Source organism: Gordonia spumicola (genome assembly GCF_009932475.1).
In the GTDB taxonomy this organism is placed as follows: domain Bacteria; phylum Actinomycetota; class Actinomycetes; order Mycobacteriales; family Mycobacteriaceae; genus Gordonia; species Gordonia spumicola.
The window spans coordinates 272,193-287,197 of the sequence record NZ_BJOV01000003.1 but is presented as its reverse complement, the minus strand read 5'-3'; the positions used below and the strand labels follow the sequence as shown (position 1 = coordinate 287,197).

General features: G+C 68.8%; 11 protein-coding genes. 9 read left to right on the top strand and 2 right to left on the bottom strand.

Translation table 11 applies throughout. From position 1 onward, the window contains the following. Positions 1-81 precede the first annotated feature (81 nt). Positions 82-1,038 (bottom strand): M23 family metallopeptidase, encoded by a 957-nt coding sequence (locus GYB83_RS07410; RefSeq protein WP_228461276.1) that lies wholly within the window; start codon positions 1,036-1,038, stop codon positions 82-84. A gap of 224 nt (positions 1,039-1,262) precedes the next feature. Here GYB83_RS07410 and sucC point away from each other — a divergent pair, with 224 nt between their 5' ends. The 7 genes from sucC to GYB83_RS07375 all read left to right on the top strand — a co-directional run bounded on the left by sucC (position 1,263) and on the right by GYB83_RS07375 (position 7,348). Then, positions 1,263-2,426 (top strand): ADP-forming succinate--CoA ligase subunit beta, encoded by a 1,164-nt coding sequence (gene sucC, locus GYB83_RS07405; protein WP_161894892.1) that lies wholly within the window; start codon positions 1,263-1,265, stop codon positions 2,424-2,426. A 10-nt stretch (positions 2,427-2,436) separates the two neighbouring features. Then, a complete protein-coding gene (gene sucD / locus GYB83_RS07400; RefSeq protein ID WP_161894891.1) occupies positions 2,437-3,339 on the top strand; it encodes a succinate--CoA ligase subunit alpha in 903 nt (300 codons plus the stop codon). 91 nt (positions 3,340-3,430) lie between these two features. Then, positions 3,431-3,982, top strand: coding sequence for a hypothetical protein (locus GYB83_RS07395; RefSeq protein ID WP_161894890.1), 552 nt, complete (start codon positions 3,431-3,433; stop codon positions 3,980-3,982). Further along, positions 3,975-4,415, top strand: coding sequence for an RDD family protein (locus tag GYB83_RS07390; protein ID WP_161894889.1), 441 nt, complete (start codon positions 3,975-3,977; stop codon positions 4,413-4,415). The genes GYB83_RS07395 and GYB83_RS07390 overlap by 8 nt, the downstream gene beginning before the upstream one ends. Before the next feature lie 75 nt (positions 4,416-4,490). Then, the gene (locus tag GYB83_RS07385) at positions 4,491-5,189 is read left to right on the top strand and encodes a DUF5336 domain-containing protein (RefSeq protein ID WP_161894888.1); all 699 of its coding nucleotides are present in this window, start codon (positions 4,491-4,493) and stop codon (positions 5,187-5,189) included. 4 nt (positions 5,190-5,193) lie between these two features. Further along, entirely contained in the window at positions 5,194-5,835 is a 642-nt protein-coding gene (locus GYB83_RS07380) for a TetR/AcrR family transcriptional regulator (protein WP_161894887.1), read from the top strand. Positions 5,836-5,884: 49 nt separating this feature from the next. Next, complete coding sequence (locus GYB83_RS07375) at positions 5,885-7,348, top strand: glycoside hydrolase family 5 protein (RefSeq protein ID WP_161894886.1); 1,464 nt, start codon at positions 5,885-5,887, stop codon at positions 7,346-7,348. Positions 7,349-7,541: 193 nt separating this feature from the next. Here the strand turns inward: GYB83_RS07375 and GYB83_RS07370 are convergent, their stop codons facing one another. Then, a complete protein-coding gene (locus GYB83_RS07370; RefSeq protein WP_161894885.1) occupies positions 7,542-11,060 on the bottom strand; it encodes an indolepyruvate ferredoxin oxidoreductase family protein in 3,519 nt (1,172 codons plus the stop codon). 362 nt (positions 11,061-11,422) lie between these two features. On the opposite strand from GYB83_RS07370, the gene GYB83_RS07365 reads away from it, so the two are divergent. After that, a complete protein-coding gene (locus GYB83_RS07365; protein WP_161894884.1) occupies positions 11,423-13,012 on the top strand; it encodes a carboxyl transferase domain-containing protein in 1,590 nt (529 codons plus the stop codon). 5 nt (positions 13,013-13,017) lie between these two features. Next, complete coding sequence (locus tag GYB83_RS07360; RefSeq protein ID WP_161894883.1) at positions 13,018-14,994, top strand: acetyl/propionyl/methylcrotonyl-CoA carboxylase subunit alpha; 1,977 nt, start codon at positions 13,018-13,020, stop codon at positions 14,992-14,994. The last annotated feature ends 11 nt before the right edge of the window (positions 14,995-15,005 follow it).

The window sequence follows — 15,005 nt, the reverse complement described above, 5'->3', positions numbered from 1 at the left end:
CTCCCCGACATCGGTCGAACGACGAAGGTCCGGTGGCAATATGCCACCGGACCTCGATGTTCGGACCGATCTTCGGGGCGCTCAGCCGACGAGGGCGGAGAGGATCACGCCGCGCTTGGCGAGCCAGGGCGCGGGGTCGATCTTGACGTACGAGCCGCCCTTGGGGATCCAGACCTCGAAGTGCAGGTGGGGGCCGGTGGAGAAGCCTTCGCTGCCGACGAGGGCGATCACGTCGCCCGCGGTCACGTGGTCGCCGACCTTGACCTTGAGGCCGGACGCGGCCATGTGGCCGTAGACGGTGATGGTGCCGTCGGCCGCCTTCACCTGAATCCAGTTGCCGAAGCCCGAGGCCGGACCGGACTTGAGGACGACGCCGTCGGTCGCCGCGTGGATCGGTGTGCCGAGCGGGGCCGCGAAGTCGAGGCCGCCGTGGAACGTTCCCCAGCGAGGCGCATACGCGGACGTGAGCTTGTAGACGCCGAGCGAGACGGGGCTCACGACCGTCGGCCTGCGCGCCGCGGCGTCGGCGGCGTCCTTCGCCGCTGCGAGCTTGGAGCCCTGAACCAGCTGATCGGCGAACGTGCTGAGGTCGGTCGTCGACTCCGAGTCGGTGACGCCGGGGCCCAGATCGTCGGCGTTCGACGACGCCAGCACGGGCGACGCCTCGACGGGGTCGGGAGTGGTCGCCGCGGGCGCGCCCTGGTCGACGCCCGATCCGACGATGGCGACGGCTCCGGCGCCCGCGGCGATCGCGACGAGTGCGGTGCGTGCCTTCAGCGCCGACGACGGCGGGCGGAGACGATGCCGCCCGGTCGATGTGGTCTCGGTGCGCGATGCGACGAGCGCCGACTGCGTCACGGGGAGTTCGTCGTCGTCGGCCACGGGGATCTCCGTGGTGCGGACGTTCGAGTCGATCCGATCGTCGACGCCGAGGCCCAGTCGCAGGCTGCGGGAGGGAACGGGGATGTCGCGGGTGAGGGGTGCGTCGACCGAGGTCGAGGCCTGAGCCTCGGCGTACATGCCGCTCCGTGCCGTCAAGTGCGTCTCACCTCGTATCGCGTTCCCGGGACCGTGACCATCCCGTTACCAACCTTCACGACGGTAACTCAAGTGTCCGCCCTAAGTCCACCTTCCGCACGAAGTCAGTGAGATGGGGCACAAGCTTGGGGCTGCCTGGCTGTGGGCCACGCGGCAGGATTAGAGTCCGAGATGGCCCGCGCTACACCGAGCGGGCAAAAAACTTACTTCAGATGGTGAGCTGAATGGATCTCTTCGAATACCAGGCGAAGGAACTGTTCGCCAAGCATGGGGTACCCACCACACCCGGTCGGGTGACCGATACTGCCGCCGATGCGCGGGCGATCGCCGAGGAAATCGGCAAGCCCGTCATGATCAAGGCGCAGGTCAAGGTCGGCGGCCGTGGCAAGGCGGGAGGCGTCAAGTACGCCGCGACCCCTGATGACGCACAGTCGCACGCCGATAACATCCTCGGGCTCGATATCAAGGGCCACGTCGTCAAGAAGCTCCTCGTCGCTGAGGCCAGCGACATCGCCGAGGAGTACTACATCTCGTTCCTCCTCGATCGTGCCAACCGCACCTACCTGGCGATGTGCTCGGTGGAAGGCGGCATGGAGATCGAAGAGGTCGCCGCGACCAAGCCGGATCGCCTCGCCAAGATCGCCGTCGACGCCGTCAAGGGCGTCGACCTGGCATTCGCACGTGAGATCGCCGAGAAGGGCCACCTGCCGGCCGAGGTCCTCGACGCCGCAGCGGTGACGATCCAGAAGCTGTGGGAGGTCTTCGTCGCCGAAGACGCCCTCCTGGTGGAGGTCAACCCGCTGGTCCGCACCCCGAACGACGAGATCCTCGCGCTCGACGGCAAGGTGACCCTCGACGAGAACGCCGAGTTCCGTCAGGCGGGCCACGCCGAGTTCGCCGACGTCGACGCGACCGATCCCCTTGAGCTCAAGGCCAAGGAGAACGACCTCAACTACGTCAAGCTCGACGGCCAGGTCGGCATCATCGGCAACGGCGCGGGTCTGGTCATGTCGACCCTCGACGTCGTCGCCTACGCGGGCGAGAACCACGGCGGCGTGAAGCCCGCCAACTTCCTCGACATCGGCGGCGGCGCATCGGCCGACGTCATGGCCGCAGGTCTCGACGTCATCCTCGGCGACGAGCAGGTCAAGAGCGTGTTCGTGAACGTCTTCGGCGGCATCACCGCGTGTGACGCGGTCGCCAACGGCATCGTCGGCGCACTCGCCAAGCTTGGCGACAGCGCGAGCAAGCCGCTCGTCGTCCGCCTCGACGGCAACAAGGTCGAGGAGGGTCGCACGATCCTGGCCGAGGCCAACCACCCGCTGGTGACCCTGGCGGAGACCATGGACGAAGGCGCCGACAAGGCCGCCGAGCTGGCGAGCAAGTAGGAGCACGAACATGTCGATCTACCTGAACAAGAACAACAAGGTCATCGTCCAGGGCATCACCGGCGGCGAGGGCACCAAGCACACCGCCCTGATGCTGAAGGCCGGCACCAACGTCGTCGGCGGCGTCAACGCCCGCAAGGCAGGCACCACCGTGTCGCACGTGGACGCCGACGGCAACAACGTCGAACTCCCCGTCTTCGCCTCGGTCGCCGAGGCCATCGAGAAGACTGGAGCCGACACGTCGATCGCGTTCGTCCCCCCGGCCTTCTCGAAGGACGCCATCATCGAGGCCATCGACGCGGAGATCCCGCTGCTCGTGGTCATCACCGAGGGCATCCCCGTGCAGGACTCGGCGTACGCCTGGGCGTACAACGTCGAGAAGGGCGAGAAGACCCGCATCATCGGCCCGAACTGCCCCGGCATCATCACCCCCGGTGAGGCGCTCGTCGGCATCACGCCGAACAACATCACCGGCAAGGGCCCGATCGGACTCGTGTCCAAGTCGGGCACCCTGACCTACCAGATGATGTACGAGCTCCGCGACCTCGGCTTCTCGACCGCCATCGGCATCGGCGGCGACCCGGTCATCGGCACCACCCACATCGACGCCATCGAGGCGTTCGAGCAGGACCCGGAGACCAAGCTCATCGTCATGATCGGCGAGATCGGCGGCGACGCCGAGGAGCGCGCGGCCGACTACATCAAGGCCAACGTCTCCAAGCCGGTCGTCGGCTACGTCGCGGGCTTCACCGCGCCGGAAGGCAAGACGATGGGTCACGCAGGCGCCATCGTGTCGGGCAGCTCCGGCACCGCGCAGGCCAAGAAGGAGGCCCTCGAGGCCGCAGGCGTCAAGGTCGGCAAGACCCCGAGCGAAACCGCTCGCCTCGCCCGCGAGCTCTTCGAGCAGCTGTAAGGCGTTCGCGCAACGCGAATGTTGTGACGGGACCCCGGTCCGGCTGGAGACAGCCGCACCGGGGTCCCGCTGCATCTGACAGAATCCAGGGATGATCTCGAAGCTTGTGTCGGAGACGGTCGGCAAGGCCGTCTCGGTGCCCGGCAGCACCGTGCGGTTCGTGCTGTCGGAGGCGTTGACGTTCCTCACCGAGGAGATCGACGCGACGCAGGTCCTGATGGACGCGATCGACCTCAACAGGATCGTCGGCACCCTCGATGTCGACGCCCTCATCGGGAAGGTCGACGTCAACCGCCTGCTGGACGGGCTCGACATCAACGCCGTCCTCGACACCGTCGACCTGAACCGGCTGATCGCCCGCCTGGACATCAACGCTGTCCTCGACCAGGTGGATCTGCCGAAGCTGCTGGAGCGGATCGACCTGAACGCGCTCCTGGCCGACCTCGACCTCGACGCCGTCCTCGACCGCGTCGACGTCAACGCGCTGCTCGACGGTGTGGACATGTCGTCGGTGGTGCGCGGCGCGAGCACCACCGTGACCACGGAGATGATCTCCGACGTGCGCAGCGGAAGCGAACGCGCGGACGACGTCATCGAGGGCATCGTCGGACGCATGCTCGGACGGAAGCAGGGCAATGACTGACACCGCGGCTCCGGCCGAGATCCGCGACGCGGGCATCGTCACCAGATCGATCGCGGCGGGCATCGACTTCGCCGTCGTCATCCTGCTGATGGGCATCGGCTACCTCGCGGCGGCGATGATCATGTTCGCGGTCGACGTGCGAGAGTTCCACTTCCCGGCCGTCCTGTGGATCTTCACCGCCACCGGCTTCTTCGTCACGTCGGTCCTGTACCTGCTCTTGTGCTGGTCCGTCACCGGCCGGACCGTCGGCTACGCCTTCCTCGGACTCCGCCTGACGACCACGTCCGGCGCCAGGGTCCCCGTGGTGCGGATCGTCCCGCGCGCCCTGTTCTGTGTCGCCTTCCCGTTCGGCCTCGCATGGGTGGCCCTCTCGCCGAAGCGGAAGTCGTTGCAGGACATCGTTCTCCGGACCCGCGTCGTGTTCGTGGGCTGACGCGGGTGTATGTCGTTCGGCCGATTGTGCGGCCGCAACAGTGATCCGGCACCGTGCGGATGGTTCAATACCTGCATGACACAGCCGCCGTACCAGGGCCAGCCCGGCCCACCGCCCAGTGATCCGAACCATCCCGCGCCCGGGTTCGAGCAGACCGCGGCGTTCGACCCGGCCCAAGCGCAGCCCCAGTGGAACGCTCAGCAGGCCCCGGGCAGTCAGCCGTTTCCCGGTCAGCCCGGCCCGTACCCGCCGCCCGGACCGTACGGTCAGCCCGGATTCGGCCCGCCGCCGCCCGCACGGCCGTCGTTCCTCGCGCAGCTCCCCCTGCCGTACAAGCTGACGCTCGGGTCGTCGCTCGCGGGCATCATCACGTTCTTCATGGGATTCGTCGCATGGCTGTCGATCGACGAAGCGATCGGCAACGACGCCGAGGACTGGGCCAACGACCTCAACGGCACGGTGGACGTACCCGCGTTCTTCTCGCCGACCCTGCTCCTGAGCGTCGGCTGGTTCTTCATCCTCCTCGGCGCGGTCGGCATCGCCACCGTCGCCCTCATCGCGCCCAAGTGGCGCAAGTTCCTGCCCTACCTGGCGTTCCTCGCGGTCGCGGGCTGGCTCGGGATCTTCGCCGCGTCGGTGACCCTGCCGTCGTTCGTCACGCTCGGCGCGGGCGCGTACGTCTCGATGATCTTCGGCTTCATCCAGGCGGCGCTCCTCGTGGCCGCGGTCCTCATCGAGGGCCTGAACGAAGCGAAGCACGACCAGCAGCCCTGACCCGATGCCCGAGCCCGACCGCTCCGTTCCCGGCGCCGCAGACGCGGCGCCGGGAACGAAGCGCTCTCAGGCCAAAGCTGCACGTCGAGCCGAACTGATCGCGGCCGCCGCGCGACAGATGGCCGAACGGGGATTCTCCGGCGTCCGGCTCGAAGACATCGGAGCCGAGGTCGGAGTCAGCGGGCCCGCCATGTACCGGCACTTCTCGTCCAAGACCGACCTGCTCGACCAGATGCTGCTCGACATCAGTGAGCGGCTCCAGTCGGGCGGCGAAGCGGTGGTCGCCGACGGGGGATCGTCCGACGACATCCTTGCGCGGCTCGTCGAATTCCACATCGACATGCTCGTCACTCGGCCCGATCTGATCACCGTCCAGGACCGTGACCTGTCGTCGATGACCCCGGACGCGAACCGCCGTGTCCGATCCTTGCAGCGGCAGTACGTCGAACTGTGGGTGGACGTCCTGAACGCAGCGGTCGGAGACGGTGTGACCAGAGACGAGGCGCGGGTCCGGGTCCACGCGGGTTTCGGGCTCCTCAACTCGTCGCCGCGTCTGCCGCCCTATCCCGCCGACGAGGTCCGCACGGTCCTCATCGGCATGGTGTCGGCGGCCCTGTACGCGGGCGTTCGTCCAGATCATGCCTAGTCTGTCAGCAAAGTAGCGGTTCAGCTTTCCCTCCGGTTACGTTCGATCGATGGTCGGTCGAACGCTCCTGGGTGCACTTGCGGTCACTGCGTCCCTCATCGCCACCTGTCTGCCGGTCGCGGTGTCGCCTGCGCGTGCCGACACCGGCTGGACGATGCCGCGACTGACGGTCGCGCATCGGGACGTCACCGACGTCACCGGTCGCACCGTCCTCCTGCGCGGCGTGAACCTCAATCACCTCGCCGAGTACGCGCAGAACGACCAGCCGCTCCCGACCGTCGTCCCGGCGTCCGAGGCAGACTTCGCCGCGATGGCCGGCCTCGGGTTCAACGTCGTCCGGCTCAACCTGTCATGGTCACGACTGGAACCGACGCGCGGTGCGTTCGACCAGGCGTACGTCGACCGGATCAAGCAGTCCGTCGCCTGGGGCAAAGCGCACGGGATCTACACGGTCCTCGACATGCACCAGGACGCGTGGGGTCCGACGATCGGGACTCCCTCGGGCGTCGCATGCCCGTCGCCGATGAAGGCCGGCATCGGGTGGGACGGCGCGCCGGGTTGGGCGACCATCACCGACGGGTGGTCGTTGTGCACGATCGCCGGTCAGCGTGAAGCCGCGCCGGGTGTGGCGCGCGCCTTCCAGAACTTCTACGACGACCGCAACGGCATCCAGGACCGTCTCGTCCGGACGTGGGCGCGTCTGGCAGCGGTGTTCAAGAACGAGCCTGCCGTCGCGGGGTACGACCTGATCAACGAGCCGAACCCGGGCCTGAGAGAGCCGCTGAGTGCCGCCGCCCAGATCGGCCGGTACTACCAGCGCGCCATCCGTGCGATCCGCGTCGCCGAACGAGGCGGATTCGAGCACCTGGCGATCGTCGAACCGAGCGCGCTCTGGTCGGCGTTCGGCGTCGACGCCCTGCCCCCGGTCAGGGATCCGCGGCTGGTGTTCTCGCCGCATCTGTACAGCGGCTCGATCAACGTCAGCAACGACGTCCCGACCGTCGAGCAGGGCTTCGCGATCGCGCGCGCCGCCGCCGACTCCTACAACGCACCCCTGTGGACCGGTGAGTGGGGATGGTGGACCGACCCGAGTCGCCGCCCGTCCGACGTCGCCCGCTGGATGCGCGCCGCCGACGAGTACCGAGTCGGCGGAGCCTGGTGGTCGTGGACGCAGGCCTGCGGCGACCCGCACGCCGTCAAAGACGGCAACACCCACGAGGACCAGCCTCACCTCAACGTGACCCGCTGCCCGTCCGGCCGAGTCTCCGGCCTCGACACGCCCGTCGGACGCGTCCTCGCACAGGCCTATCCCCGCGCCGTCCCCGGACGTCTGACCAGCACGTCCGCCCACGGCTTCGCGGGCGTCGGGACGGGCCGTGTCGAGGCGTGGATTCCCGGCTCGGCCCGCCCGACGGTGACCTCCACCGGACTCTCCGACGTCGCCCTCACCCGAGTCGACGGCGGCTGGCGCCTCACCGCACGCTCCGCCGGCCGCTACTCCGCCTCCTTCTAGCGCGACAGCGGCGCCCGTTCCGCCGCGGCGTCTGAAGGACCTTTCGACTCGATGACGACCCCTCGCCCGTTCCTTGAGCGAGCGGAGCGAGTCGAAAGGTCTAGCGTCTGAGGACCTTTCGACTCGCAAGCTCGCTCAAGGAGCGGGTGAATGGGCGTGTTCGCTCAAGGAGCGGGCGGGGGTCGACGGGTGACTACAGGTTGTGGAGCTGGCGGTCGAGCTCGGCGCGGTAGCGCTCCACGTTGGCGGTCTTGACGCCCTCGTAGCCGCGGACCATGTCGGGGAGATCGGCGATGGCGGTCGCGGCCGCGACCCGCTCGGGAGCGGGGTACGAGCCGAGGGCGCCCATCACGGTGTCGATCGCCTGGCGGTACTCGACGATCAGTTCGCGTTCCATCCTGCGGACGCCGGCGAAACCGAACGGGTCGAGCTTCGTGCCGCGCAGGCGCTTCATCTTCGACAGGCCCTTCATCGCGGGAGTGGCCCACTCGCCGAGCGACATCTTCCGCTTCATGCCCATCTCGCGCAGCATCGGCGGATGCAGACGCAACGACACCTTCGCGTCGTCGCCCCACGTGTTGGTGATCTCCGCGGCGAACGCGGCGTCCTCCGACAGGCGAGCCACCTCGTACTCGTCCTTGTACGCCATCAGCTTGTACAGGTTGCGCGCGACGGTCGACGTGAAGTCGTCGCCGTGGCCCGCCCGATGCACACGCTGGACGTCCGCCAGCCACGACTGCGCGTACTTCACGCTCTGGTAGGCGACCAGCTCGTCGTAGCGACGTTCGACGACGGCAGTCAGCTCGTCGCCCGCCCCGGTCAGGGTGCGGGCGGCGCGCGTCGCGTCGGCCGACGGCGTGTACGTGGGAACCTGCACGCGGACCGACTCGGCCGCGGCGACCACGTCGGCAGGTGCGACGACGGCCTGGCGGCCGCGGCGGAAGGCCTGGATGTTCGCCTCGACGGCCACGCCGTTGAGCTCGATGGCCCGCTCGATCGCGTCGGCGGTGATCAGCAGCGAACCCGTCTGGTAGGCGGCGCCGACCATCAGCATGTTCGCGTACTGCTCGTCGTCGAACAGGTCGTCCGACAGTTCTCCCGCGTTCAGGTACACCGACCGCGCGACGTGATCGTCGATCGCGGTGCGGACCGCGAGGGCCTCGGGGAACGCGACCGACGTGTCGATCACCATCGATCCCGTCGGGACCTTCGTGGTGGAGACGATCGCGACGGTCTTCGAGGTCGACGCGACCTTCAAGTTCACCGGGTCGGCCCCGACGAGCTGATCGCAGGCGAGGTAGACGTCGCAGTCGCCGGACGCGACCTTAGCGGCCTGCTCCACCGGCGACGCCGACACCTTGATGTCGCTGACGACGGCTCCGCCCTTCTGGGCAAGGCCCGTCATGTCGACGGTCCGGGCGCTGTGGCCGTCGATCACGGCGGCGGTCGCCAGGACCTGGGAGACGGTGACGACGCCCGTGCCGCCGATGCCGGTGATCCGGATCGTGAAGTTGCCGTTCATCGTGGGCGTGAACGTCGGCTCGGGGATCAGCGACCCCGCGATCGACGCGACCTTGTCGCGGCTGCGTTCGGTTCCGGGGACGATGCTGACGAACGCCGGGCAGTCGCCCTCGAGGCACGAGAAGTCCAGGTTGCACGAGCTCTGATCGATCTGGGTCTTGCGTCCGAACTCTGTCGACACCGGGTGGACGGACAGGCAGTTCGACTTGGCGCCGCAGTCGCCGCAGCCCTCGCAGATCCGCTCGTTGATCATCACGCGCTGCTTGGGCGTCTCGAACTGGCCGCGCTTGCGCTTGCGGCGCTTCTCGGCGGCGCAGTGCTGATCGTGGACGAGGACGGTCACGCCGGGGACCTCGGCGAGTTCGCGCTGCACGTCGAGCATGTCGTCGCGGTGGCGGACGTCCACGCCCTTCGGCAGTCCGAGGGCCTTGGTCCGGCCCGGCTCGTCCGATGTGACCACGATCTTCGCGACCCGCTCGGCCTGCAGGAGGGCGAGCATCTGCGGGAGGTTCATCTGGCCGACGGGATCCTGGCCCCCGGTCATCGCGACCGTGCCGTTGAAGAGCAGCTTGTAGGTGATGTTCTCGCCGGACGCGACGGCCGACCGCAGGGCGAGCGACCCGGAGTGCATGAACGTGCCGTCGCCGATGTTCTGGACGAAGTGCTTCTCGGTGACGAACGGGGCCATGCCGAGCCACTGGCTGCCCTCGCCGCCCATCTGGGTGACGCCCGCGATGTCGCCGACCTGCTCGGGCTCCATCAGCAGGACCATCGCGTGGCAGCCGATGCCCGCGCCGACGAGCGTGTCGTCGGTGACCTTCGTGGAGCTGTTGTGCGGGCAGCCGGAGCAGAAGTACGGGGTGCGGACCGCCAGCGGCAGCATGATGCGTTCGCGCTTTCCGTTGCGCTCGTCCATCCACCGCTGGGCGGGCTCGATGTGGTGGCGCGCGCCCAGTCGTGCCGCGAGGCCGCGGGAGACCGCGTCGACGTCGAGTTCGCCGAACCGCGAGAACAGGGTGGAGCCGTCCTCGTGGGTCTTGCCGACGATCGCCGGAGCGTCGGGGCGGCGGAACAGGATGTCGCGCATCATCGTCTCGATGAAGTCGCGCTTCTCCTCGACGACGATCACTTCGTCGAGTCCGGCGATGAACCGGTCGAGGATGGCGCGTTCCATCGGGTACACCATGCCGAGCTTGAGGATGCGGATGCCGAGGCGTCCGAGTTCGGCGTCGTCGATCCCGATGAGGCGCAGCGCCTCCCGGACGTCGAGGTACGTCTTGCCCGCGGCGACGATGCCGATCCGGTCGTCGCCGGTGGACTGCACGATGCTGTTGATGCCGTTGAGCCGCGCGTATTCCATGGCGCGCGGGATGCGGGTGGTGAGTTGGTTCTGCTCGAGCTCCATCAGCGTGGGGCCGAGGAGCTTGCCCGACGGGATGTGCGGGCTGGTGCCGAGGCCGCCGTAGTCGACGCTGAAGCGGTCGAGATCGACCTCGGCGGTCGACGAGCCGTCGGCGACGTGCGCGGACACCTTGATCGATGTCCAGAGACCCGACACCCGGCTCATCAGGGCCGCGTGGATGCCGAAGTCGAGGATGTCGGCGCTGTCGGCCGGGTACAGGATCGGCATGTACAGGTCGGCCAGGGCCATCTCCGACGAGCAGGGGACCGTGGAGCTCTTCGCGCCGGGATCGTCGCCGACGAGCGCCACCGCACCTCCCGACGAGTGGGTGCCGATGATGTTCGCGTGACGCAGGGCGTCGGTCGCCCGGTCGAGGCCGGGAGCCTTGCCGTACCAGTAGCCGACGATGCCGTCGCGCTGAACGCCGGTCGCGTCCGCGGCGAGATGCCCGACGCGCGGGGCCACCTGCGTGCCCATGACCGAGGTCGCGCCGATCTCCTCGTTGAGGCCGGGACGGTGGACGATGTCCCACTTGTCGAGGTGCTTGCGGCGGCGGGCGATCTCGAGGTCGTAGCCCGCGAGCGGCGAGCCCTCGTATCCGGAGATGAACGACGCAGTCTGCAGTCCGTTGCGGCGGTCGAACACGGCACGGTCGCGGACCGTGCGGACCAGGGCCTGAATGCCTGTCAGATAGATGCTTCCCGAGGCCCGCGTGTAGCGGTCGTCGAGGGAGAAGTGCGAGGGCGACGCGGGCGGCTGTGCCTGGGCGCGGTCGTCGGCAACGGTCATGTTTTCACCTGGCCTGTATCGGTTCGGCTCGGCCCGTCGCGGGGTGGTGCGACGCGTCGAGGCGCGTGTCAGACACCGCGGGGTGTGCGGTGGCTCACCGCCCAGGGTATGCAATCGCGTGACCGCTGTCACGTTCTTCGTGGACGACGCGGGCGAGCGGCCCCGGGTTCGGTGAGCGGAGCGACGCGGAGGTCGAGCATCGCCAAGTCGTGGTGATCGGTGGGCCGACGGGGGGAGGATGGCGAAGGGCGATGATGCTCCGGGCATCGCCGCTGTCGGCGGATCGGATGAAGGTCTGGTCAGATCGCCGATCGGCCGCTACTCTAATTTCAGTTAATGGAAACTAACCGAGAGGGTGGACGATGGCATCGACACCGACCGGACTCCAAGCCGGGCCGCGTGAGGCCCACCGCGAGAACGTCGAGGTGCTCCGCGAACGGGTGCTGACCGCGGCGTTGGGCGGCGGACAGAAGGCCCGCGATCGACATGTCGCACGAGGCAAGCTCCTCGCCAGGGACCGGATCGACGGCCTCCTCGACCCCGGATCGCCGTTCCTCGAAGTGGCGCCGCTCGCCGCCCACGGCATGTACGACGGCAAGGCTCCCTCGGCGGGCGTCGTCGCGGGCATCGGCCGCATCCACGGCCGCGAGTGCATGATCGTCGCCAACGATGCGACCGTCTCCGGCGGCACCTACTACCCGGTGACCGTCAAGAAGCACCTGCGCGCGCAGGAGATCGCCGCCGCCAACCGGCTGCCCTGCATCTACCTCGTCGACTCCGGCGGCGCGATGCTCCTCAACCAGGACGACGTGTTCCCCGACCGCGAGCACTTCGGTCGCATTTTCTTCAACCAGGCGAACATGAGCGCCGCCGGGATCCCACAGATCTCCGCGGTCCTCGGCTCGTCCACCGCGGGCGGCGCGTACGTTCCCGCGATGAGCGACGAGAACGTCATCGTCCGCAATCAGGGCACCATCTTCCTCGCCGGTCCGCCGCTGGTGAAGGCCGCGACCGGCGAAGACGTCACGGCCGAGGACCTCGGCGGCGGCGCCATGCACTCGACGGTCTCCGGCGTCACCGATCACCTCGTCGACAACGACGAGCAGGCCTTGGCGAAGGTCCGCGAGATCGTCGCGACGTTCGGTCCGCGAGACGCCGCTCAGTGGGACACCGTCCCGACCGTGGCGCCCGAGCGTGAACAGACCGACCTCTACGACGTGGTCCCGACCGACCCGAAGATCCCGTACGACGTGCGCGAAGTGATCGAGATCTTGTCCGACGGCGGCGAGTACACCGAGTTCAAGGCCGGCTACGGAACCTCGCTCGTCACCGCGTTCGCCACGATCCACGGACACCCCGTCGGATTCGTCGCCAACAACGGTGTGCTGTTCAGCGAGTCGGCGCTCAAGGGTGCGCACTTCATCGAACTGTGCGATCAGCGGCGTATCCCGCTGATCTTCCTGCAGAACATCACCGGCTTCATGGTCGGCCGTCAGTACGAGGAGGGCGGCATCGCCAAGAACGGCGCCAAGATGGTCAACGCCGTCGCCTGCGCACGCGTCCCCAAGCTGACCGTGATGATCGGCGGTTCGTTCGGCGCGGGCAACTACTCCATGTGCGGGCGCGCGTACTCGCCGCGGTTCCTGTGGTGCTGGCCCAATGCCCGCATCTCGGTGATGGGCGGACCGCAGGCCGCCGACACCCTCGCGACGGTCCGACGCAACGGCGTCGAACGCGCGGGCGGGACCTGGTCGGACGCCGACGAGGAGGCGTTCAAGGCGCCGATCCGCGAGCAGTTCGCCGAACAGTCCGACGCCTACTACTCCACGGCCCGGCTGTGGGACGACGGGATCATCGACCCGGCCGACACCCGCACCGTACTCGGTCTCGCCCTCGAGGCCTGCCGCTATTCGCCCCTGCCCGAGCCGCGCTACGGCGTCTTCCGGATGTGATGACAATGACCACTCGTATTCGCAAAGTGCTCGTCGCCAACCGCGGCGAGATCGCCGTCCGTGTGATCGACACGCTCACCGCGATGGGCGTCGAATCGGTCGCCGTCTACTCCGACGCCGACGTCGACGCGCCGCACGTCAAGGCCGCGGGCGAGGCGGTCCGCCTCGGCCCGGCAGCCGCCGCGCAGAGCTACCTCGACATCGACAAGGTGATCGCCGCGGCCGTCGCGACCGGGCCGGACGCCGTCCACCCCGGGTACGGCTTCCTGTCGGAGAACCAGACGTTCGCGGCCGCGCTCGCCGACGCGGGCATCGTGTTCATCGGCCCGCCCGCGCAGTCGATCGCGACGATGGGCGACAAGATCACGGCGCGCGCGGCCGTCACCGAACGCGGCGTGCCGGTGGTTCCGGGCCTGTCGCGGCCGGGACTCACCGACGACGAACTGATCGAGGCCGCTCCGGGCATCGGGTTCCCCGTCCTGATCAAGCCGAGCGCGGGCGGCGGCGGCAAGGGCATGCATCGCGTCGACGACGCCGCCGACCTCGCCGACGCGCTGGTCACCGCTCGCCGAGAGGCTGGGGCGGCGTTCGGCGACGACTCCCTGTTCCTCGAACACTTCGTCCTGACCCCGCGCCACATCGAAGTGCAGGTGCTGGCAGACACGCACGGCAACGTCGTCCACCTGGGCGAACGTGAGTGCTCCCTGCAGCGTCGTCACCAGAAGGTGATCGAGGAGGCCCCGTCGGCGCTGCTCGACGAGGCCACCAGGGCTCGTATCGGCGAGGCCGCGTGCGACGCCGCCCGCAGCGTCGGCTACACCGGGGCGGGAACCGTCGAGTTCATCGTCTCGGCGCGCGATCCGGAGAACTTCTACTTCATGGAGATGAACACCCGTCTCCAGGTGGAGCATCCGGTCACCGAGCTGGTCACCGGCCTCGACCTGGTGGAACAGCAGGTGCGCATCGCGCGCGGCGAGGTCCTCTCGTTCACTCAGGACGACGTGACGATGACCGGGCACGCGATGGAGGCTCGGGTGTACGCCGAGGACCCGGCGAACGGGTTCCTGCCGACCGGGGGCCGGATCGGCGACCTCGCGTGGCCCCGATTCGCGCGCATCGACAGCGGTGTCGTCGCCGGATCGGTGATCGGCAGCGACTACGACCCGATGCTCGCGAAGGTGATCGTCCACGGGGCCGACCGCGGCGAAGCCGTCGACCGGCTGGACGAGGCGCTGGCACAGACCCGACTGACCGGCGTCGTCACCAACGTCGACTTCTGCCGCCACGTCCTCGCGCACGAGGCCGTCCGGTCGGGCGACCTCGACACCGAACTCCTCGACCGGATCGTCGTCGACTACGACGCCCCGACACCGCCGCCGGAGGCGTTGGTGGCCGCGTCGCTCGGCGCCCTCGACCTCGGCGACCCCGACGACCTGTGGTCGAGTGCGCTCGGATTCCGCGTCGGGGCTCCGTCGCCCTACGTCTCGCGGCTGTCGGTGGACGGTCGGACCCACGTCGTGTCGTCGTTGCTGAGTGCCGCGTCCGGCGTAGTCGACGCCGAGGTGACGGTCAGTGGTGGAGACGACGAGTCGTGGACCGGGCACGTGATCATGGCGCGTTCCGGTGACACCGTGCATCTGACCGTCGACGGGATCCGTCGCGCGTGGACCGTCCGGGACCACTGGGTGGCGGGCGACGCGGGCACCTGGCAGGCCCATCCGCTCCGGGCGCTGGCCGACGCGGACGACGCCGACGCCGCGGGCGACGTGACGAGCCCGATGCCGGGGACGGTCGTGGCCGTGCCGGGCATCGACGGTGCGACGGTCACCGCGGGTGACCCGCTCGTGGTGGTCGAGGCCATGAAGATGGAACACACGCTCCGCGCTCCGATCGACGGGGCCGCGAGCATCACCGTCGCGGTCGGCGACAAGGTCGCCGCAGCCCAGGTCCTCGCGCACATCGCAGCCCCGCCCATTCCCTAGCGGGCGGCGGG